Below are 22,814 nucleotides of genomic sequence, written 5' to 3' on the forward strand. Positions count from 1 at the left end.
ACTAATATGAAGTATACACTTTTTGTATACTTTATGTATTAATTAAAGTAATCTTTATGTATACAAAATTAATTGCAAGATTTTTATATATTTCGAGATATAATTCATTCATCTAAAAAAGTAAGTTAAGTAAATGATCAATATTAATTCTTTAGATAAGCTCATCGAAGATAGTGAAAATGAGATTCTAAATATCCGTCCAGATACTGAAAAAAAGATTATTTGGGCAAATCAAAATAAAGTGAAGACAAAAATTAGTCTTATATTTATTCATGGCTTTTCAGCAACCAGAGCAGAGCTTGATCCAGTTATTGAAATGCTTGGCAAAGAGCTCAATGCGAATATTTTTTTTACAAGGCTTAGAGGGCATGGTCTAGATGGTGAAGCCTTAGCTGAGGCTACCTTTGATAATTGGATGATAGATACAAAAGAAGCTATTGATATTGGTAATGCAATTGGGGATAGCCTTATCTTAATTGGTTGTTCTACAGGCTGTTCATTAATCCATGCCAATCTTCAATATACAGAAAATGCTTTAGCAATTATTTATGTATCCCCTAATTTTGGACCAAAATCTTTTTTTGGACAACTTCTTAGAATTCCTGGAGCTGAGTGGTTTATCCCCTTCATTTTTGGAAAAGAATACTCCTTCGTCCCAAGAAATGCAGATCATGCAAGATGTTGGACGACAAGCTATCCTATAAAAGCATTATTTGCAGTAAAGGACTCAGTTGTTGCAGCCTATAAAGTTAAGCATATTAAGATTAAACAACCAGTATTATTTTATTTTTCAGATGATGATCAAGTCGTATCAGCAAAAGTAACTCGTAAAATAATTTCTAAAATGGGTAATAATGTCTCTATTCACAATCCAATACTTACAAATACTGATGACTCATCACAGCATGGCGTTCTTGGAGATATTTTGAGCTCGTCTCAGACGAATAGTGGAGTTAAAAAAATTCTTAGCTGGCTAGAAAACTATATTTAGTAGTTACGCTTAATCTTCGCGCCCTTATAAAGTATTTCAGATAAGTTTTCTTCAGCAACTCTTCGCTGACTGACTGTTAAAGGATCCATATTGTATCTTGGGCGATCTAGCTCAATACTATTCATATCTTGCCTCTTTCGTCCTCTAATATGAGTCCATATATTCCTTCCAACTACCTGCTTTATTGATGGCGGTACATACGATTGAAGTGAAAAACCAATCCTTCTTTGATTGCTATTATTAGGCTGTGATCCATGGATGATAGCTCCATTGTGAATCGACATTTCACCAGGCTTCAATATTAGATCAACGGTCTTACTTTGATCCACATTTTTAATAGCTTGGCCCCTTGTTAGAATATTGTTATCTGCATAAGTATCCTCATGTTTTTGTATTGCTGATTTATGGCTACCTGAGATCATCGACATACAGCCTGTCTCTATGTTGCTAGGACTTAGCGCAATCCATGGTGTTGGAAAATCAAAGCTATCAAGGCCCATATAAGTTGCATCTTGATGCCAACTAACATACTGTTTAGAGGAGGGCTCTTTAATAAACATAACCGACGCCCAAAGAGCAATATCAGGGCCAATAAGATCTTCTATTGCGTCTACTATGGTTGTGTTATGGGCGAGCGCATCTAAAAAAGCAAATGAGAGATGTAAATTATTGCGACTCTCTGAATTAATTTCTTCAGGGTATTGCGCCTCTACTTCTTCAAGTTGAATTTTAATAGATAAGGCATCTTTTTCAGAAATAACTCTTATTGGAGATATAAAACCTTCATCATGATACTGCTCAATCTGTTTTTTTGTTAAAACTTTAGGCATTATTCTTATCCTATATGTGAATAGTAATTTATTCAAAAAATTTTATTTTATTACAAATATTTAAAAAATTTAACCTTGTTACTCCAATTCTTTATACTTAATAAATTAAATAAACTTCGATAATACTTATATGAATAATATTTTTACTAAACACCCCAATGAGTTTGGATATAACTACTTTCAACATCTCTGGGGGGCATGGAAATATTGTCTTACACTTTTAGGGCTTTTAATTATTGCGCTCATTCACTCTATTTTGCCATTTATTTTTCAAGAAACTGTTAGCAATAAAATTGCAAAGATGGCTGATGAACATAAAAATAAAATGATAAATTCTTCTAAAATTCATCAATAATTCACATAGGCTTGTCAAAAACTAATCTAAACTGCGCATTATGAAATACTTACTGACCATTCTTGCAGCTCTAGTTTTAAACACCTCTGCTTCAGCAGCAATGTCTCCTCGTTTTTATGAAACTGAAATTCTTGGTAACTGGATTTGTAAAGATACTTGGCCTGGGTATACCGCTTTAGAATTTATAAGATACAAGAAAGATGGTACCTGGAATAGTTTTGGTCAACTAATTGTTGACTTTCCAATCGAAGAGAATACAGTTAAAGTGAATTATAGTGCCCTTGGAACTGGAGTATGGGAAATTAATGATCAAAGCTTAGTCAGTATGATTGATTCTATTAAAGTTGTTAATAGGAACCATCCATGGCTTGATGAGTATTTTAATATGGAAGAACAATTTACTCTTAACGATAAAAGATCTGAAGAGATTATTGTCCTGTCTAATGATTATATTAATCTTCAGCCTTCAACTGGCAAGCCATACGAATGTTATAAGGTTGAAATATAACTAATCTTCTCGTTGATTGTATTTCTGAGCATTGCCCTTTGATAAATTAACTGGATATTTTTCAGCATTTTTCTCTAATTTATTCTTAATTGCTTCTTCAATATCAATTTCTAAGATACTGCAAAAACGCAGAAGATACATCGCAATATCTGCCACCTCACTATTAATTTCTTGAATCTGCTTTTGATTAGGAGAATTAGATTCTTCTGGCTTTAGCCATTGAAAAATCTCAACAAGCTCTGAAGCCTCAACACTAAGAGCCATAGATAAATTTTTGGGGGTATGAAACTGCTCCCAATCCCTTTCAATTGCAAATTTTTTAAGCTGGTTTTGTATTTTAGATATATCCATATTTTCACTCGATTGATTAGTAATTAAAATAATAAAAAAAATAAGTATACTTATTATGAGGCTTGAAATTACTCAAGCGTTCAATTAACTTTAAGGGGAATTAATATGGATATTCAAACTATTTGTCACATTTTTTTAATATTGTTTGGTGGTTTTTTTGCCTTTCAACTAACTTTTAACTCAAAAAAGTTTGCAATAGATCTTCGTCTGGACTCGCCACAAGTACCGTATGCGCTTAAGCCAGCAGGATTTCTAATGGGTGGAACGGTTGCAATGCTTATTGTAACGTTTTTCCAAATTGGTATTTTTGAAAGAACTGATACACCAACATTATTAGTTGCAATGGGGTTTTTCTGTACCTTTGCATTTATTTGGAATATGGGTCTATTTTTAAAAGTTTGGCCAACGTTTGATGGTGCTGATCATCATATTAAGAATGCTATTAGGCCTTTAATTCCTTTAATAGTAATCATTATTTACTTCTGGGTATAAAAAATAGTTGCTTATTAAATAAAGCAGGTAACATACGATAATGATAATGATAATGATTATTATTTATAATAAGAAATAATTTAAATTTAGGAGGCAATATGTCAATATTTAAAACACAAGAAGCTGCACAAGAAGCAAAAGATATGGAGGCTTATGCAGCAACTATGCATGAAGATTTTCAATTTATCATGCACCTAGACAACTCAACTATGGATAAAGAAAAAACCATGGAAATGTTTACATTTATGATGAATAGTGATGATTTTGTAACTCATGACTCACGCTGCCTTTATGAAAATGATGAGGCTATGGTTACCCATGGCGTAATGAGCTTCCCTGACGGAACTAAAGAATCAGTTCTAGCCTTTATGCAAATAAAGGATGGTCAAGTCATACGTATGGAAACTGGTGCAACACTTCTTCCATAAGCATCATTAATCTCAAATTAAAGGCGCCTTTGGGCGTCTTTTTTGTTTAATATGTTGCTCAATAGTTAAGAATTATTTTAAAAATGCATCAAAAAAATCTTTGGCAAGACAATTCTAAAGAAAAAATTACTTTCAGTAATCTTAAAAAATCAATTACAACGGATTTAGTGATTATTGGTGGCGGTTTTACTGGCTGTTCAGCAGCCCTATTTGCAGCAAAGAATGGGCTATCAGTTACCCTTATTGATCAAAAGATTGGCTATGGTGGCTCGGGAAGGAATGTTGGCTTAGTTAATGCAGGCTTATGGATGCCTCCTGAAAAGGTCGAAAGTATCCTTGGATTAGAAGCAGGAGTTAAGCTTAATAAGGCTTTAGCAACAGCACCTGACTTAGTATTTAGTCTTATTGATAACTATGAAATTAATTGCAACGCTAATCGCTCAGGAACGCTTCACTGTGCTCACTCTAAAAAAGGATTAAAAGATATTCAACTGAGATTTAAACAGCTATCTGAACGTGGTGCTGAGTTAGAGCTTTTTGATAGACAGCAAACTCAGCAAAGAATAGGCTCTTCAAAGTTTTTTGGCTCTCTATTTAATAAAAAAGCTGGAATTATTAACCCTCTAGATTATTGTCTTGGCCTGGCAAGAGCTGCTAAATCTTATGGCGTAAATATCTATGAGTCAACTATAGCAACTAACATTCATTCAATCAATAATGATTGGCTAATCAAGACAGCTGAGGGAACCATTAAGGCAAAAATGCTTTTAATTGCTACAAATGCCTATCAAAAACCAATTGAAGGCCTAAATCCATCCAAATACACTTCTGTACAGTATTTTCAAGTCGCAACTAAATCTCTACCTTCAGATCTAGTAAAGTCAGTTTTACCCAATGGTGAAGGTTGCTGGGATACTGCTAGTGTAATGTCTTCTTTTCGACTCGATGCTGACAATAGACTTATTATTGGTGGGATCGGAAACCTTGGTCATAGCGCCTCCAAGATTCACACTAATTGGGCAAGGAGAAAAATTGAAAGTCTCTTTCCACATCTTAAAAATATTGATATTGAATTTTGCTGGCATGGACGCATTGCCATGACAGGTGATCATATTCCTAAAATTCTAAGGCTAGGTAGTAATGCTTACTCAGTTTTTGGCTATTCAGGTAGAGGAATTGGACCTGGAACTTATTTTGGTAAGGCAGTAAGTGAATGCCTTATTAGTGGTGATGAAACCTCTTTGCCAGTTGATCCTTTGGATTATTATCAAGAACCTTTTTCTAAAATCAAGGCAGGCTTTATTGAATTTGGCGCTACTGCAAGTCATTTACTTTGATTAGCATTTAGATTATCTTCTATCTATCTCTTCCAACCCCTTTAAAGCGCTGCTTAGTTGTAAACCATGCGCCAAGATCTAAAAATGGTTTTGGTGGAAGCCATTTAGCTTTTTCAAGAGCAAGACAATCATTAACAATAGCAGATTTTTTTCCGCATGCATACTCAGCTATTCCAATACCAAATGCAGTTCCTTTAGTAATTCCAGAACCATTGAAACAGCCTGCATAATAGAGGTTATCTGAAAATCTCTCAAAGATATTAGTTTTATTAGCGCTCACACCTTCAACGCCTGAATATAAGAACTCAAATGGAACATGACTTAAATGTGGAAACCTATTATTAAATGCTTGTCGATGAATCTGTTGTCGGTTAATTAATTGCTTATCAGTTAATAGGTGGTGATTGTTATATTCAGCTGTGTTTCTTATTGCAATTCGGCCATCATCCGTTAATCTGATAGTAGCCCCGCCACTATGAAGCGACAGTATTCCCCATGATGATTCACTTCCCAGGGTATTAATCTCATCCTTGGTTAAGGCACGAGTAATACTTCCAGAAAGCGTTACTCCAACTGCCCTTTGTTTAGGCTTTACACCCTCAAAGGTTTCATAATTACAAGCCATTATGACTTGTTCAGCGGAAATTATTGCATCTGGAACAATGACCTTAACAGCCTTACCCAATGTCATCCTTAATACTGGTGTATTTTCATAAAGCTCAATATTACTTGGAAGATTTTTAGCCAATCCAAAAACTAATTTAGCGGGCTGCATTAATGCACCATTTTCAACTTTAACGCCCTTCTTATACCAACTCGTTCCTAGATGATTATGAATTTCCTGTTTAGAGAGAGGAGTATGTGTAATGTCACGTTTTTTAAGATAATTAATAAAATGATCACACTCAATTTCAGAGTTGTTATCTGCTGCAGTATGATAAATACCTGATTCTATCCAGTCACAATTGATGCTGTTATCTTTTACTAATGTACGAAGAGAATTAAGGCCTACATGATTAATTCGATCTACTCTTTGGTATTTTTCAAGTTGTGATTCTTGATAGGGGCCTGAAAAATGGCTATGTGCTACAGCATAACCAGAATTTCTACCAGAAGCATTCTGGCCCAGCTCTCTTGCATCAAGCAAGATAATTTGATCTTTAGGGTTAATCTCTGCTAGCCTTCTTGCACAAGAAAGACCTGTAAAGCCGGCACCTATGACAAGCCATTTAGCTTCAAGGTTAGAAATTAATTTAGGCTGAGATTGCCTACCAGGAACTAAATCTACCCAACCTTTTGTTTCATTATCAAAAATAGGATTAGCTTGAGCCATAGAAATAATCTAACTTTACTACTAACTTAAATGATCAATTAAAATAAAGTGATCACTTATTTCAGAAGCTTGATTTAGCCACCTTTTTACTAAATTACTTTGGTGAGGAGCCACTGTTACGCCTGAGGGTATCTCTTTATTAAGAACGGCTTCAACAGCCAAAGCAACTGAGCAAGAGACTAATTGGGCCATTGCGCTTCCTTTGTTATTTCCAAGCGTATCAAGTAAAAACTGCTTATGCCAAACAACCTCTGAGTCATTTTTAACCTTTAATTCAACAGTTAAAATCACACGATCAACTTCTTCATTTCTATAGGAGTATTTATTCCATAAATCATCACTGATAGCCTTTAGACGATCCTCTGCAATTTCAGGGTCAAGCGTATCTACCTCAGAAAAAATATCAGACCAAGCATCCTTCCAGCCTCTATACCTTAGAGTTCCTCGAACAAACTGATCTATCTTCAATCCCTCGTTCATTTGATACTGCTCAATAAATGGAATGGAATCGCGATTAGGATAAACCTCAAACTCATCTTCTCCCCAAGGCATCGGAAGAGGGTAAAGCTCAACAGCCTCCCATGGCTTATGAACTGTATAAACTTGGCTATCACGAATGCTAACTGAAGTTGACATTAAGGCCTTTAAAACTCCCAGTGGAGACCAACTAAATTTGTAACAAAAATCATTAGGAACGTCACTTAAGCCACCACAGTAACTCAAAAAAGAATGATTATTTTCAGCAGAAAAAACTTTTGAATTTTTATAATCTTCAACGAGTGCATGAGACATACTATGGTCTATTCCTGGATCAAGACCAACCTCATTAACAAGGCATAAATTCTTTTTTAGCGATTCTTCATGAAGCATCCTCATCTCATCTGAAATATAGGAGCTTGAGACAAAATGAGCTCCAAGTGATAGACTCAGTTCTGCAACAGGAACATGGAAATTACCAGGAAGCATTGAAACTATAACGTCTCCAGCTGTAGCATTTTTCTCAATGGCCTCAAGAGAAAATTCTACAATCTGATAATTACCCTTAACACCTAATAAAGCATCACTTGCTTTTTTGACTGTTCGATTATAAACAATAACTGAATGGTCATTTTCAATAAGCATTTTTAGCCCTGGTATTGCTGACAAACCAGCACCTAACCAATGAATTTTTGACATTACAACTCCTTCTTTATTTCTAATTAAATAGATGAAAACTAAAAAACTTTAATAGCTCCTTAATCTTTAAGAACAAACATGTCCATAAACTCGTTGACAGGTGTTTGTTCAGTTTTCTCTTTATCAAGACACAATGAGTAGATCCTGTCACTGTGCTCTTTAGAATAAATACTTTTGAGACTATTAAAAAATTTTCTCTCAAGTAATGGAATACCTTCCTGACGACGATTACGGTGTCCTATTGGATATTCAACTTCCACTTTATCAGTTTGACTCCCATCCTTAAAGAAAATCTGTAACGCATTGGCAATAGATCTCTTGTCATCTGCTAGGTAGTCTTTTGAGTATCTTTTATCTTCCTTTAAAATCATTTTATTTCGAAGCTTATCAATTAATGAGTTTTGCTGATGAAAGGAATCTTCATAAAACTCGGCCACCAAATCACCTTTAATCATTGCAACTGCAAGCATATATTGCATACAATGATCTCGATCAGCTGGATTATCTAGGGCGCCTGTTTTATCAATAATTCTAAGTGCTGACTCATGAGTTGTAACTTCAATCCTTTCAATTTTATTTAACTTTTCTTTAATCTCTGGATAAAGCAATACTGCGCATTCTACTGCAGTTTGAGCATGAAATTCAGCTGGGAAAGATATCTTAAAAAGAATATTCTCCATAACATAAGTTCCATAGCTCTTAGAGAAGCTAAACTCTCTTCCCTTAAAACTTACATCATAAAAGCCCCACTCTGGTGAACTCAAAATGGAAGGCATACCCATCTCACCAGCCATAGTTATCATTGCCAGGCGAACTGCGCGAGATGTTGCATCGCCAGCAGCCCATGATTTTCTTGAGCCAGCGTTAGGTGCATGCCTATAGGCTCGAAGAGAAGAACCATCAGCCCAAGCTTGTGATAAAGCATCAATAATTTGTTCTCTTGTCCCTCCTAGCATATGCGTAGCAACAGCTGTGCTTGCAACTCTTACGAGTAAAACATGGTCTAGGCCTACTTTATTAAAACTATTTTCAAGTGCAAGAATACCTTGTATTTCATGAGCTTTTATCATGTACTCGAGCACATCTCTTATACTTAATGGTGATTTATGATTCGCAATATTTACTCTTGAAATATAATCACTAAGAGCCATAATTGCGCCTAAATTATCAGAAGGATGCCCCCACTCTTCAGCTAACCAAGTGTCATTAAAATCTAACCATCGAACTAAGGCACCAATATCCCAAGCTGCTTTTACTGGGTCAAGCTCAAATGACTTTCCAAAAACCCTAGCACCATTTTCTACTGTGGTCCCAGGCACCAATGGGCCTAAATGTCTAGTACAATTTGGATATTTCAAAGCCAAAAGACCACAGCCGATAGTATCTATTAAACAATTTCTAGCAGTATTTAAGGCCTCCTCAGACTCTACTTTAAAATCAATCACATAATCAGCGATATCTTGCAGAGCTTGATCTGCTGACATTCTATCTGCTTTCACTATACTAACTCCTTGTTTCTATGGGGCTGACTTTTTGTGGACCTGGACCTATATAATCTGCATTAGGTCTAATGATTCGATTATTTTGTCTCTGTTCAAAAATGTGAGCACACCATCCAGTTACTCTTGAAAGAACAAATATTGGGGTAAATAGTTTAGTTGGTATTCCCATAAATTCATAGGTAGAAGCGTGATAAAAGTCAGCATTTGCGAATAGATTTTTCTCTCTTCTCATAACCATTTCAACTCTTTCTGATACATCATATAGATGCTTATCATTAACCTCCATAGATAATTTTTTTGACCATTGCTTGATAACCTCATTACGAGGGTCAGATTGAGTATAAACTGCGTGTCCAAAACCCATCACAAGTTGCTTTTGTGCAAGCATTTTAAGTAATTCAGCCTCTGCAACATCAGGGTCATTCCATTGGGATAGCATAGCACTAGCGGCTTCATTTGCCCCTCCATGTAATGGTCCGCGTAATGTCCCAATAGCACTTGTAACAGCAGAATGAATATCTGAAAGCGTTGAGGCACAAACTCTTGCAGCAAAAGTAGAGGCATTAAATTCATGTTCAGCATACAGAATCAAAGAAATACTCATTACTTGATCATGCAGTTGGCTAGGTTTTTTACCATGCAAGAGATGTAAAAAATGACCACCAATAGTATCATCACTTGTCTCCGTATCAATTCTTTTTCCATAGTGGGAATACTGATACCAGTAGCTAAGTATCGATGGAAATGCACTCAGCATACGATCTGCATGGTCAGTTTGGTTTATAAAGCCTTCCTCTTGCTCTAAATTACCAAGAACCGAACAGCCTGTCCTTAAAACGTCCATAGGATGAGCAGTTTTAGGGATACCCTCCAAAGTACTTCTTAGTTCAGGTTGAAGTCCTCTTAATGTTTTGAGTTTTTCTATATATGCTTTTAATTCCTGTGAGTTAGGTAGTTTTCCCTTTAATAAAAGATAGGCAACCTCTTCGAAAGTTGTATTTTCTGCTAAATCTACGATATCAAAGCCACGATATGTGAGGCCAGAACCGCTAACTCCAACTGTACATATTGATGTCTCACCTGCACTCTGACCTCTAAGACCAGCTCCACCTATTTTTTTTCCACTCACTACTTACTCTCCTTATTCATTTCATCATCTAATTGCTTTTCATATTGATGATAATTTAAAAAATCATATAACTCTTCTCTTGTTTGCATACTTTCTATGACATTATTTTGGTGACCATCTTGTATGATATGTTGATAGACATTAAGAGCTGCTTTACTCATTGCTCTAAAGGCACTTAGTGGATAAAGAATCATATCCACACCAGCATCAGAAAGCTCCTCTTTGGTAAATAATGGTGTTTGACCAAATTCAGTTATATTTGCTAGAATAGGGACATTAATTGAATCAGAAAACTCTCTATATTGCTCAATGGTATTGAGTGCCTCAGGAAATATCATATCAGCACCAGCTTCTACAAAAGCTGTCGCTTTATCAATAGCAGAATGCATACCCTCTATAGCCAATGAGTCTGTTCTTGCCATAATTACAAAGTTAGGATCGGTTTTGGCGTCAACTGCAGCTTTAATTCTGTCAACCATTTCATTTGTACTAACTATGGCCTTATTTGGCCTATGTCCGCAACGTTTTTGAGAAACTTGATCTTCAATGTGGATAGCAGCTACGCCACTATTTATCATTTCTCGAACGCAACGAGCAATGTTAAGTGCCCCACCCCAGCCAGTATCTGCATCTACTAATAATGGTAGGGAAGTTACTTGAGTAATTCTTTTGGCATCTTCGAGAACATCTGCTAGGGAAGTAATACCAAGATCAGGAACTCCAAGAGAAGAAGCTGCAACTCCACCACCTGACAAGTAGATTGATTGATGCCCAACTTTCTCAGCCATAAGAGCGCTATAGGCGTTAACAGCGCCTACAATTTGAAGTGGCTTATTTTCATTAACTAACTTTCTAAATTTCTTTCCACTGCTGTCCAATTTGAATACTCCTTGTCTAACCTAAATCAACTACATAATAACTATCTTTAGTAAAAACTATTATGCATATATTTTCTATAAATTCTCTATTTTAGGTAAATGTCATCTGGTATTTATCTTGATGTTAAGAATTATTTTGTAAACTTTTTTAATCTCATATTGACTAAGGATTTAAACCAACGCTTCTTAAAACTAAATCAATAACTTGTTGTTTTTTTTCTTCAAATTCACTATCTGTAAGTTTCTTTCCATTATTTAAAATCATCACTTGATAATCAAAATCAGCATAATGTTGAGTGGTAGCCCAAATCATATATAACAAGGTATGAGCATCACCCACATTAACAATTTTTTTTAGTTCAACCCACCTATTTATCGAACTAACACAAGTATCAACCCATTGTTTTAACCTCGATGATAATACTTCTTCCATTTCAGGGGCACCACTAATAATTTCATTTGCCCACACTTTTGAGCCGAATGGTCTAGTGCGTGACAAATTCATTTTTGCGCCAACATAATATTTCAAGGCTTCTCGAGGTTCATCAAATTTATTAAATGTATCAGCAGCCCTCATCCAATCAACTAGTATGCTTTCTAAGACACATCTATACAAATTTAATTTAGTATGAAAATAATAATGAATATTGGATTTTGGAAGTTTAGCCATATCTGCAATTTGTTTTGTAGTAGAGCCTTTAAGACCATGCTTTGCAAATACTTTTTCTGCAGCAATTAAAATAATAAGTTCATTTTCTTCACGAATTCTCTCTTTACTACGTGTAATACCTCTGGCTTGTACTAGAACTTTTTTATTACCCATTCAATTCTCCATTATTTTTTCATGAAACCTTTAATGGATTATTTGGGTGAGTTGTCCAATCAGATGCTTGTGGTGAAATTGCCTTTCCAGTTCTAGGGTCAGTTCCTGATGTCATAGCGACCATTGAGATACAATCTATTACAGGGCAAACGCTTACACAAAGATTACATCCAACACATTCATCATCCTTAACTGTAAATACTCTATCACCACTATCAGTTGAATATTCAATTGCTTGATGTGAAGTATCTTCACATACAATGTGACAACGACCACACTTTATACACTTATCTTGGTCAATGACAGCTTTATCAACGTGGTTTAAGTTCAAGAACTTCCAATCAGTAACTGATGGAACTGCTTTGCCAATTAGCTCATCTACTGAATTCATACCTTTTTCATCTAAAAAGTTACTCAATCCAGTTTTCATGTCTTCAACAATTTTAAAACCATAGACCATTGCGGCTGTACAAACCTGAACATTACTGGCACCTAATGCAATAAAGTCTACTGCATCTTTCCAAGTCGATACTCCCCCAATACCTGAAATTGGTAAGTTTCTAGTTTTTTCATTACGCGCTATCTCTGCCACCATATTCAAAGCAATTGGTTTTACCGCCTCACCACAATAACCCCCATGAGTTCCCATACCACCCGTAGTTGGAAACATAGTCAAACTGTCATAATCAACTCTCATAATTGAGTTTATGGTATTAATTAATGACACTGCATCACCACCACCCTCAAGGACTGCTTCAGCTGGATAAATTACATCAGTTATATTTGGCGTAAGCTTGACAATTACAGGGACTGTGGCATACTTTTTGCACCACTCAGTTGCTTGTTTTATATATTCTGGAACTTGCCCAACTGCAGCACCCATTCCTCGCTCTGACATACCATGAGGACAACCAAAATTAAGCTCAAAACCATCTATACCTGTATCTTCAATAATAGGGATATGCTTTGCCCAAGATGCCTCACTCATTGGAAACATTACAGATGCAATCACAGCCCTATCTGGCCAGTCTCTCTTTACTTGACGCATTTCCTTAAGATTAACTTGAAATGGACGATCAGTTATTAATTCGATATTATTAAAACCAATAACTCGTCGGTCATTACTCATCATTGTTGTGTACCTTGGACCATTAACATTCACAATATGAGGATCCTCACCCAGAGTTTTCCATGAAACCCCACCCCAGCCAGCTTCAAAGGCACGATTTACGTTATAAGCCTTATCTGTCGGTGGTGCCGAGGCTAACCAAAAAGGATTAGGTGACTTAATTCCTAAAAAATTACTAGTTAAATCTGCCATACTATGCTCCTTGTGTTAGTGTTTCGTTTATTGAAATTGCAGCAAGTTTGCCATCTTGTACTGCTGACACTGTTAAATTGTCGCCATCAAGAACACAGTCTCCTCCTGCCCATACTTTAGACAATGAAGTTTTACGTTGTTCATCTACAACAATCCTTCCTTTTTCTATTTCCAAACTGTTATTATCTGTCAAGCCTTCAGTCACTAATTTTTGCCCAATAGCTTTGAAAACAACATCAGCTTTTAATGTAATATTTTCTCCACTTGCCTTGAGGTTTCCATCGTTTTGTGACTTCATAACATCAAACTCAATTGCAGTGACATGACTATCATCAGCAATCAGACGTTTTGGTGACATGTTATATTGAATTTGTACGTCATGCTTTTTTGCCAGAGCCTGCTCATATTCACTAGCAGCCATTATTTTTTTACTACGTCTGTAAGCAATCGTTACTTGCTCTGCACCTAACAATTTGCTTTGAACAGCAATATCTATTGCTGTCATACCACCACCAATCACAACAATATTTTTTCCAACCATTAGTTCATCTTTATTATTGGTTTGACGTAAATTTGCAATATATTCAACTGCATCAATAACACCAGAAATGTCTTCATTATCAAGATTAAGTTTATTTACTGAACCAAGACCACACCCTAAAAATACTGCGTCATATTTCTCCTGAAGACCTTCAAGATTAATTTGTTTACCAAGCTGCATTCCTGTTTCGATAGTAATGCCACCAATATCTAGAATGTAATCAAGTTCTTGCTGTGCAAAATCATTAGGAGTTTTATAAGCTGCAATGCCATACTCATTTAAACCTCCTAGCTTATCTTTGGCATCATAAACTGTTATTTTGTGCCCCAAAACCGCTAAACGGTGAGCGCATGATATTCCAGCTGGCCCAGCCCCAACTACTGCAATAGACTTTCCTGTATTTTCTTGCCTAGAAAATAATTGCACTCCATTGTTTAATACTGAGTCAGTTGCATAACGTTGTAGTAATCCAATTTCGACAGGTTTTTGTTCATGATCATTTCGAACACATGCCAGTTGGCACAACTCTTCAGTTGGGCAGTCACGGGCACACATACCTCCAAAAATATTTTCACTTAAAATTTTCTCTGCAGCACCTGTTAAATTATCACTCCTAATACTTTGAATAAAGCCTGGGACATCAATATCTGATGGACAGGCCTTTGTGCAAGGAGCGTCATAACAAAAATAACATCGATCAGCCTCAATTAATGCCTCTATTGCAGACAATGGTGCATGGAGGTCTGAAAAATTATCATCAATCTCTTTTTTACTAAGGCGATGTGACTTAATGTTCATTACCTTATTTGTTAAATTATTGTCACTCATATTTTCCTCCGAAAAAAAATATTTGACCATTTGGTCAGGTTATATTAACAGAACCTCAATACAAAATAAATTTCCTTTTTAACGTTTCACAGCTTTTGGTATCTTTTTCTCAGCTTGGACATCTAGCCCTTGATAGAATGAAGAGTATGCAGGGCGATCAATATATCTTCCAGCTCCCCTTTCAACTTTCAACTCTCCATTAGCATATACAACTTTTGCAGCACTTATAGTATGTGAAGCACAGCCTTTGACTTCCATACCCTCAAAAATATTGAAATCAATATTTTGGTGGTGTGTTTTAGCAGAAATTGTCTTAGTTGCTTCTGGATCCCAGACAACAATATCTGCATCTGCACCAACTGAAATACTCCCTTTTCGAGGATAAATATTAAATATTTGTGCAGCATTTGTAGAAGTTAATTTAACAAACTCATTCATACTAAAAAGTCCAGTATTTACGCCATGATGCCATAGCACTTCCATTCTATTTTCCACGCCTGCAGTTCCATTTGGCGTTATACGAAAATCATCCTTACCAGCTGCTTTTTGATCAGCACAAAAACAACAGTGATCAGTAGCGGTAGTTTGCAAATTACCAGATATAACTCCTTTCCATAATGCATCTTGATGTTCTTTTGCTCTAAAAGGAGGACTCATTACATGAGCAGCAGCAGTCTCAAAATCTTTATTTAAGTAAACTGACTCATCTACAAGCAAATGTCCAGCTAAAACTTCACCAAATACTTTTTGCCCAGCATTTCGTGCTCTAGTTATTGCCTCTAAAGACTGCTTAGTAGAAACATGAACGATATACAAAGGGACTCCATATACATTAGCAATACTAATAGCTCGACTAGCAGCCTCACCCTCAACCTCAGGTGGACGAGATAATGGGTGACCCTCTGGTCCAGTTATGCCCATATCAAAAATCTTACTTTGTAATTGTGCAACCATTTCACCATTTTCAGCATGAACTGTTGGCATTGCACCTAATTCTAATGACCTATTGAAGCTATTGACAAGTATTTCATCAGTGGCCATTATTGCGCCCTTATAAGCCATAAAGTGCTTAAAGCTGTTAACACCATGTTTTTCAACTAGTGTTTTCATATCAGCATGGACAGTTTCATCCCACCAAGTAATGGCAACATGAAAGCTATAGTCAGCTACTGATTTCTCCGCCCACTCTCGCCATTGATGATAAGCCTCAAGAATACTCGTTCCAGGAGAAGGAATAACAAAATCAATAATCATTGTTGTTCCACCCGCAAGTCCAGCAGCTGTCCCAGTATAGAAATCTTCACTAGCAACAGTTCCCATAAATGGTAATTGCATATGGGTATGAGGGTCGATACCACCGGGCATAACATATTGCCCGGCAGCATCTATTACCTCAGCGCCACTCGGCGCTGAGATATTACTGCCAATTTCCTGTATTTTGCCATCTGCACATAGCACATCGGCTTGAAAAGATTGATCAGCATTAACAATTGTTCCATTTTTAATTAGTACAGACATAGTATTCTCCTACAAGAAATTAGATTTTATATTATGATCCAAATGCAGCATCCCAGACTTTATGAGTCCAAGCACCGACTGGCTCGGCATTAATTACTGGATCAGAATCACTACCAAGTAAAGTATCGACAGTACGCTGGTAATCGTCAACATTTAATTTACCACCATTTGCAGTAAGTTTATTAACCTCACCCATCATACGACGCTGATGCTTTTCAGTTTGAGCACCACTCATGTCATTTTCAAGCACGATATCGGCAGCAGCATCGGAATTATTTGAAGCCCACTCCCAACCTTTCATGCTAGCACGAAGGAAACGCGCAGCTTTATCAACAAAAGCAGGATCACTTAGGTTTTCTTCCAAGACATACAATCCATCTTCAAGTGTTGAAACACCTTGCTCATCATATGGAAAAACTACTAGCTCATCGGCTGAAAGTCCACCATCAATAACTTGCCAGTATTCATTGTAAGTCATCGTTGACACGCAATCTGCTTGCTTTTGAAGAATAGGCTCTATCCCCCAGCCTTGCTTCAATACTGTCACTCCACCAGCACTTCCATCAGTTGCCATATCAAGCTTACTCATCCAGCTCAGGAATGGATACTCGTTACCGTAGAACCAAACTCCTAGAGTCTTATCTGCAAAGTCAGAAGGCGAACTTATGCCCGAATCTTTACGGCATGTAAGCATCATTCCAGTGCTTTTAAATGGCTGTGCTATGTTGACAAGGTTAAGCCCTTTTTCTCTAGATGCTAATGCTGCTGGCATCCACTCAATTAGAATATCAGCACCACCGCCTGCCATAACTTGTGGAGGTGCAATATCTGGACCACCTGACTTAATTGTTACATCTAAACCCTCATCATCGTAGTAACCATTTTCTAGTGCAACATAATAGCCTGCAAATTGAGCCTGAGTTACCCACTTCGTCTGAAGGGTAAATTTATCACCTGCTTGAGTATTAAAGCTCAAAGCTATAAGCATAGTAGAGCAAATTGCAGCTAATATCGTTTTACTTTTAAATATTTTCATCATTTCTCCCTTTATTTTAAAAAAATAGTACTTACCCAGAACTAGCTTTTTCGCATCGATGGATGCCAGAAAGTTAATTTTCTTTCTAAAAGAGCAAATACTCCATAAAACATCGAACCTGTAACAGCAGCAACCGCAATTGTTGCCCATACAATATCGATATTCATTCGGCCAACCTCAGCCGAAATTCTAAATCCCATTCCAACAATGGGTGTTCCAAAAAATTCTGCAACTATAGCTCCAATCATAGCAAAAGTTGAGTTAATTTTCAATGCATTAAGAATAAATGGCATTGCATTTGGTAGACGCAAACTAAAAAGTTCTCGCCAGTAACTTGAAGCATAAGTGTGTAATAAATCCCGATCAATCCTATCAGTCTCATTAAGACCACTTAAGGTATTTACCATCATTGGAAAAAAAGTCATTATGGCAACAACAGCTGCTTTGGACTGCCAATCAAATCCAAACCACATTATCATAATTGGCGCCATACCAATAATTGGTATTGCGCTAAAGAAGTTTCCAATTGGAATTAATCCACGCCTTAAAAATGGTATTTTATCAGCTGCAATTGCAACGAGAAATCCTGTACCACTTCCCATAATAAAGCCAGGAATTGCTGATCGGACAAAAGTTTGATAGAAATCTGCAAATAAAGTAGCACCAAACCCATCAAATACTTGCCAAATAAGACTTGGTGCAGGTAACAAAACCTGCGGAACGGACATACCTATAGTAATAACCTCCCATAGAAAAAATATCCACGCACCAAATAAAACTGGAATGATTATAGTTAGAGATAATTCTATTAATTTATTCTTTGTTTTCAAAGCTGATAGTTGAACTAAGTTATTCCATGTTAGAAACCACAATGCACTTACCAAGAACCAGGCATCTAAACCCATAACCACCCCTTTATCGAATGAATGTATTAAATTTAATACAGACCAAGCTCCAGAGAATAAAGCTACAAAACAAATAGATAAAAGAAATAATCCCTGTTGACGAATAACAAAAAATATCAAACTGACAACGGCAATAATGATCACAATAAAAGGATTAAGTGCATAATCATTAATTACGTTAAGCTGTAACGAAATAAAAGAGGCGATTGAAAAAATAAGACATAGCAATCCTCTTAAGGGATACGACCTTATTATTGCCAGGAAATTCATATTTGCAGCCCCATACGATTATTAACTGCGCGCTCCATTCTTCCAACTATGGTAACTAGGGTTGCAGAAATCACTGAAGCAGTTATCAGGGCAGCCCAAATAAGACTGGTTTGTCCGTAATATGAGCCAGATAATAGGCGTGCACCAAGGCCACCTTGAGCACCAGCAGGAAGCTCTGCTACAATTGCCCCAACTACGCTCAGAGCAATGGCTACTTTTAAACTGGCAAATAAATAAGGAAGAGACGCTGGAAGACGTAATTTCCAAAAAACCTCAACCTTTGATGCTGAATAACTATTCATTAGGTCTACCAAGAGAATACTTGGTGACCTTAAACCTTTAACCATCCCAACAACAACAGGAAAAAAACAAAGATAGGTTGAGATCATTGCTTTTGGAACTAAGCCAATAATACCCATTGAACCTAACACAACGACAATCATCGGAGCAATTGCCAGAATTGGAATAGTTTGAGATGTAATTATCCAAGGCATTAAGGTTCGATCCAGTGCTGGCACATAAACAATACCCACTGACAAGACAATACCAAGAAAGGTGCCCATTATAAAGCCAACCATTGCAGAAGATAAAGTCACTCTAGAGTGGAAAACCAAACTCCGTGGTGAAGTTATCTTCTGATCCCAAATTGTTTTCTTTAACTCCTTTGCAATTTGATGGGGAGATGGCAAAACAGGTCGCTCCATAGACCAAGAGTCTGAGGCTAGTTGTGAAAAAGACCACTCAATATTATTTTTTTCATATCTGTCAATTAAAAAGGCGCTATTTAAATAAACTGCTCCCGCATACCATATCATAATAATAGCCGTTACCAGAATCACGACAGGACCAATACTTCCTCCTATAATCATACTGAAAAGCCTATTAGCTTCCATCACTATGCCCCTCTTTAAGCCCCTCTCTCACAAGTTGCGAAACCTTTAAGAACTCTTTTGATTCACGAATATCAAGATTTCTATCTTTTGGAAAATTGGTATCAATTACATCAATAATTTTTCCTGGACGAGCTGACATTACAACAATCTTATTAGATAAGAATACTGCCTCAGGTATTGAGTGGGTAACAAATACAACTGTTTTCTGAGTTTTTTCCCATAAACGCAATAACTCCTCATTTAAACGATCTCGAGTAATTTCATCTAGCGCTCCAAACGGCTCATCCATCAGTAACATATCAGGATCAAAACTCAAGGCTCTCGCAATCGAGACACGCTGCTGCATACCACCGGACAATTGCCATGGATATTTTTTTTCAAATCCTGACAAGCCTACTAAAGACAAATATTGATTTGAAAGACTTTTTTGCTCATCTTTTGAATAACCTGATATCTCTAATGGTAAGTGGATATTTGCTTCTATATTGCGCCAAGGCAAAAGAGCTGGAGTTTGAAAAACATACCCATAAGCACGATCTAAGCGTGCTTGATTTGGCGATTTACCTTCTACATTGATTGTGCCACTTGTTGGTTTTTCTAGATCAGCTATTACCCTCAATAAAGTAGTTTTACCACACCCACTTGGACCAATTAGTGAAACAAAATCACCTGAATTAACTTTCATATTAATATCAGAAAGTGCATGCACTGGCTCTGTCTGTGTTTCAAAGGTAAGACACAAATTACTAATATCTATGATTGAAGACTCAGCAGACTTTATAGATGAAGACTCATTCATGATGCTATTTTTCAGTTAGCCCTCCATAAAGGTCACTGCGCCTGTCTCTAAAAAATTGCCAAGTATCTCGCACTTCTCGAACCATATCTAAATCAATTTCATGAACCAGCAACTCATCATCACCATAACTTGCTTGTGCTTCAATTTGACCACGAGGATTTACAATATAACTTGATCCATAGAATTCTCCCATTTGCTCTGCCCATGGCTCCTCTCTTCCAACTCGATTTATCGCACCAATAAAAACTCCATTTGCAGCAGCCGAAGCAGGTTGCTCTAATTCCCATAAATATTTACTTAATCCTGCCACTGTAGCTGAAGGATTAACAATATATTCAGCTCCATTTAAGGCTAATGCACGCCAACCCTCAGGGAAGTGTCTGTCGTAACAAATATATACTCCCAACTTAACATATGCAGTTTCAAATACTGGATAACCAAGATTACCGGGTTTAAAGAAAAATTTTTCATAAAAACCAGGGGCAACTTGAGGAATATGAGTTTTACGATATTTCCCTAGAAAGCTTCCATCAGCGTCAATTACTGCTGCAGTATTGTAATAAATACCTGGCATTTCTTCTTCATAGATAGGAACAACAATTACCATTTGGTATTTTTTAGCATATTCTTGCATTAGCTTAACTGTTGGTCCATCAGGAATTGATTCAGCTGCGGCATACCATTTTTTATCCTGACTTGGACAAAAGTATGGCTGAGTAAATACTTCTTGAAAACAAAGCACTTTTACCCCTTGTTTTGCAGCATCCTCTATCATAGGGATATGAGCCTCAATCATTAAATCACGTATTTTTTCTGGCGACATCGTGCCATCGCCTTTCAATCCCATTTGGATCAGACCACACTTTAATTTACTCATTCAATTCCTCCTTTTCCGATTTGGTAAATAAAAAAACTTTACACTTCTTGACTAAATAGACAGGCTACATATTTTTTTTATACTTGTCAACTATAATTAATTGGTTGACTTTAAATAGTTCTCAAAGTGGCATTAAATATAATCTAGGGGACAAAAAAAATGACCTCCTAAAGGAGGTCACTTAAAAAAACATAAAAACCAGTTATGAAGGGAAAGAAAAGTTTACGCCTTCCCTTACACTGGATGATGGCCAGCGCTGAGTTATGGTTTTTCTACGTGTATAAAATCTTACGCTATCTGGCCCATATGCAGCCAAATCACCAAACATTGATTGCTTCCAACCACCAAAACTATGCTGAGCAGCAGGGACGGGCAATGGTACATTGATACCAACCATACCAACTTTTATTTGATCACTAAAATATCTTGCTGCTTCACCATCTCGGGTGAAAATACACGTGCCATTTCCATATTCATGCTCATCTATTAAGTCAATTGCTTGTTGCATAGTTTCTACTCTCACTACCTGCAATACTGGTCCAAATATTTCTTCCTTATAAGACTTCATTGAAGATTGCACGCTATCAATAAGGGTTCCGCCAACATAAAAGCCATTTGCACAACCTTTCACCTCAACACTCCGTCCATCAACAACAATGTCGGCGCCTTGATCTTCTGCACTGGTGATATATTCTTTAACTTTTTCCATATGATCTTTAGTTATAAGTGGTCCAAAATCATTTTTACTATTATCAAAATTACCCACCTTAAGGTCATGCATCTTAGATTTCAAGCCAGCTATTAAATTATCTGCTGTGACTGAGCCGACTGCTACTGCTACGGAAATTGCCATACACCTTTCACCACTAGAGCCAAATGCAGCACCTATAAGAGCATTCACTGTATTCTCCATTTCTGCATCTTGCATAACAATAGCATGGTTTTTAGCGCCTCCAAGAGCTTGGCACCTCTTATCATTTTCAGAAGCAGTTCTATAAATATATTTTGCAATAGGAGTTGATCCAACAAAACTTACAGCTTGCACTCTTTCATCTTTGAGCAAAGTATCTACTGCCTCCTTACCTCCATTAACTACATTTAAAACCCCTTTTGGTAAGCCTGCTTCATTTAATAATTGAGCAATAAATAATGCTGACGAAGGGTCTCTTTCTGAGGGCTTTAATACAAAACAATTACCACAAACTATTGCCATGGGATACATCCATAATGGAACCATAGCAGGAAAATTAAAAGGGGTGATTCCTGTAACAACTCCTAAGGGTTGAAACTCACTCCATGAATCAATATTGGTTGAAATATTTTTACTATGCTCTCCTTTTAGAAGTTGAGGTGCATAGCAAGCATATTCAACATTCTCTATACCTCGAGTAATTTCACCAAGCGCATCATGTGCGATTTTTCCATGCTCCTCTCCAATTAATTGCGCTATTTTATTAATATTTTTTTCTAATAATTCTTTAAAACGAAACATAATTCTAGCTCGTTTAAGTGGTGGCGTTGCTCGCCATGCTGGAAAAGCTTCGTGAGCCGCATTTATAGCTTTTTCAACAGTATTTTTTGAAGCAATTTCTACTTGCTTCCCAACCTCTCCTGTCGATGGATTAAATACATCTTGAGTAGGGTCACCCATTGATACAAGCTCACCATTAATAAGGTGTTCTACTAATTTCAT

The 22,814-nt window shown here is 36.6% G+C and carries 23 protein-coding genes; 6 read left to right on the forward strand and 17 right to left on the reverse strand.

Annotated elements, in window-relative coordinates:
* The first annotated feature begins 133 nt into the window (after positions 1-133).
* Complete coding sequence (locus ABXT51_RS05775) at positions 134-991, forward strand: alpha/beta hydrolase (RefSeq protein WP_416694403.1); 858 nt, start codon at positions 134-136, stop codon at positions 989-991.
* Here ABXT51_RS05775 and ABXT51_RS05780 read toward each other — a convergent pair.
* The gene (locus ABXT51_RS05780; RefSeq protein WP_416694405.1) at positions 988-1,821 is read right to left on the reverse strand and encodes a phytanoyl-CoA dioxygenase family protein; all 834 of its coding nucleotides are present in this window, start codon (positions 1,819-1,821) and stop codon (positions 988-990) included. The two genes, ABXT51_RS05775 and ABXT51_RS05780, sit on opposite strands and share 4 nt — an antisense overlap.
* Positions 1,822-1,951: 130 nt before the next feature.
* Between ABXT51_RS05780 and ABXT51_RS05785 the strand changes: the two genes are divergently transcribed.
* Positions 1,952-2,176 carry a DUF6356 family protein gene (locus tag ABXT51_RS05785; protein ID WP_416694407.1) on the forward strand — a complete coding sequence of 75 codons (225 nt, stop codon included), beginning with the start codon at positions 1,952-1,954 and terminating at the stop codon, positions 2,174-2,176.
* Between the two features lie 40 nt (positions 2,177-2,216).
* Positions 2,217-2,684, forward strand: coding sequence for a hypothetical protein (locus tag ABXT51_RS05790; protein WP_416651087.1), 468 nt, complete (start codon positions 2,217-2,219; stop codon positions 2,682-2,684).
* Here ABXT51_RS05790 and ABXT51_RS05795 read toward each other — a convergent pair whose 3' ends face one another.
* On the reverse strand, positions 2,685-3,035 hold the full coding sequence (locus tag ABXT51_RS05795; protein ID WP_416677277.1) for a nucleotide pyrophosphohydrolase: 351 nt from the start codon (positions 3,033-3,035) through the stop codon (positions 2,685-2,687).
* 105 nt (positions 3,036-3,140) lie between these two features.
* On the opposite strand from ABXT51_RS05795, the gene ABXT51_RS05800 reads away from it, so the two are divergent.
* The 3 genes from ABXT51_RS05800 to ABXT51_RS05810 all read left to right on the forward strand — a co-directional run bounded on the left by ABXT51_RS05800 (position 3,141) and on the right by ABXT51_RS05810 (position 5,292).
* The gene (locus ABXT51_RS05800; RefSeq protein WP_416651091.1) at positions 3,141-3,527 is read left to right on the forward strand and encodes a hypothetical protein; all 387 of its coding nucleotides are present in this window, start codon (positions 3,141-3,143) and stop codon (positions 3,525-3,527) included.
* A 98-nt stretch (positions 3,528-3,625) separates the two neighbouring features.
* Positions 3,626-3,955, forward strand: a complete 330-nt coding sequence (locus ABXT51_RS05805; RefSeq protein WP_416694409.1) for a nuclear transport factor 2 family protein — start codon at positions 3,626-3,628, stop codon at positions 3,953-3,955.
* An 83-nt stretch (positions 3,956-4,038) separates the two neighbouring features.
* A complete protein-coding gene (locus ABXT51_RS05810; RefSeq protein ID WP_416694411.1) occupies positions 4,039-5,292 on the forward strand; it encodes an NAD(P)/FAD-dependent oxidoreductase in 1,254 nt (417 codons plus the stop codon).
* Positions 5,293-5,311: 19 nt separating this feature from the next.
* On the opposite strand, the gene ABXT51_RS05815 is transcribed toward ABXT51_RS05810, so the two are convergent.
* The 15 genes from ABXT51_RS05815 to ABXT51_RS05885 form a co-directional block, all read right to left on the reverse strand.
* Complete coding sequence (locus ABXT51_RS05815; protein WP_416694413.1) at positions 5,312-6,625, reverse strand: NAD(P)/FAD-dependent oxidoreductase; 1,314 nt, start codon at positions 6,623-6,625, stop codon at positions 5,312-5,314.
* Positions 6,626-6,646: 21 nt separating this feature from the next.
* Entirely contained in the window at positions 6,647-7,801 is a 1,155-nt protein-coding gene (locus tag ABXT51_RS05820; RefSeq protein WP_416694415.1) for a saccharopine dehydrogenase C-terminal domain-containing protein, read from the reverse strand.
* Positions 7,802-7,860: 59 nt separating this feature from the next.
* Positions 7,861-9,285, reverse strand: coding sequence for a bifunctional 2-methylcitrate dehydratase/aconitate hydratase (locus ABXT51_RS05825; RefSeq protein WP_416696306.1), 1,425 nt, complete (start codon positions 9,283-9,285; stop codon positions 7,861-7,863).
* Positions 9,286-9,304: 19 nt separating this feature from the next.
* Positions 9,305-10,432: a bifunctional 2-methylcitrate synthase/citrate synthase gene (gene prpC / locus ABXT51_RS05830; protein ID WP_416694417.1), complete on the reverse strand. Its 1,128-nt coding sequence runs from the start codon at positions 10,430-10,432 to the stop codon at positions 9,305-9,307.
* The gene (gene prpB / locus ABXT51_RS05835) at positions 10,432-11,310 is read right to left on the reverse strand and encodes a methylisocitrate lyase (RefSeq protein ID WP_416694419.1); all 879 of its coding nucleotides are present in this window, start codon (positions 11,308-11,310) and stop codon (positions 10,432-10,434) included. Before prpB ends, prpC begins: the two co-directional genes overlap by 1 nt.
* Before the next feature lie 163 nt (positions 11,311-11,473).
* Positions 11,474-12,133, reverse strand: coding sequence for a TetR family transcriptional regulator C-terminal domain-containing protein (locus ABXT51_RS05840; RefSeq protein ID WP_416694421.1), 660 nt, complete (start codon positions 12,131-12,133; stop codon positions 11,474-11,476).
* A gap of 19 nt (positions 12,134-12,152) precedes the next feature.
* The gene (gene preA / locus ABXT51_RS05845; RefSeq protein ID WP_416686289.1) at positions 12,153-13,454 is read right to left on the reverse strand and encodes an NAD-dependent dihydropyrimidine dehydrogenase subunit PreA; all 1,302 of its coding nucleotides are present in this window, start codon (positions 13,452-13,454) and stop codon (positions 12,153-12,155) included.
* 1 nt (position 13,455) lies between these two features.
* Positions 13,456-14,823 carry an NAD(P)-dependent oxidoreductase gene (locus tag ABXT51_RS05850; RefSeq protein ID WP_416694423.1) on the reverse strand — a complete coding sequence of 456 codons (1,368 nt, stop codon included), beginning with the start codon at positions 14,821-14,823 and terminating at the stop codon, positions 13,456-13,458.
* A gap of 78 nt (positions 14,824-14,901) precedes the next feature.
* Complete coding sequence (hydA, locus tag ABXT51_RS05855) at positions 14,902-16,341, reverse strand: dihydropyrimidinase (protein WP_416694425.1); 1,440 nt, start codon at positions 16,339-16,341, stop codon at positions 14,902-14,904.
* Positions 16,342-16,372: 31 nt separating this feature from the next.
* Positions 16,373-17,377 (reverse strand): ABC transporter substrate-binding protein, encoded by a 1,005-nt coding sequence (locus ABXT51_RS05860; RefSeq protein WP_416694427.1) that lies wholly within the window; start codon positions 17,375-17,377, stop codon positions 16,373-16,375.
* Positions 17,378-17,418: 41 nt separating this feature from the next.
* Positions 17,419-18,552: an ABC transporter permease gene (locus ABXT51_RS05865; protein WP_416694429.1), complete on the reverse strand. Its 1,134-nt coding sequence runs from the start codon at positions 18,550-18,552 to the stop codon at positions 17,419-17,421.
* On the reverse strand, positions 18,549-19,445 hold the full coding sequence (locus ABXT51_RS05870; RefSeq protein WP_416696307.1) for an ABC transporter permease: 897 nt from the start codon (positions 19,443-19,445) through the stop codon (positions 18,549-18,551). The genes ABXT51_RS05865 and ABXT51_RS05870 overlap by 4 nt, the downstream gene beginning before the upstream one ends.
* Complete coding sequence (locus tag ABXT51_RS05875; protein ID WP_271558603.1) at positions 19,435-20,244, reverse strand: ABC transporter ATP-binding protein; 810 nt, start codon at positions 20,242-20,244, stop codon at positions 19,435-19,437. Before ABXT51_RS05875 ends, ABXT51_RS05870 begins: the two co-directional genes overlap by 11 nt.
* Before the next feature lie 4 nt (positions 20,245-20,248).
* Positions 20,249-21,121: a nitrilase-related carbon-nitrogen hydrolase gene (locus tag ABXT51_RS05880; RefSeq protein ID WP_271558602.1), complete on the reverse strand. Its 873-nt coding sequence runs from the start codon at positions 21,119-21,121 to the stop codon at positions 20,249-20,251.
* Positions 21,122-21,323: 202 nt separating this feature from the next.
* A complete protein-coding gene (locus tag ABXT51_RS05885) occupies positions 21,324-22,814 on the reverse strand; it encodes a CoA-acylating methylmalonate-semialdehyde dehydrogenase (RefSeq protein ID WP_416694431.1) in 1,491 nt (496 codons plus the stop codon).

It is taken from the genome of Candidatus Pseudothioglobus sp. Uisw_050_01, from assembly GCF_048085775.1.
Lineage (GTDB): Bacteria > Pseudomonadota > Gammaproteobacteria > PS1 > Pseudothioglobaceae > Pseudothioglobus.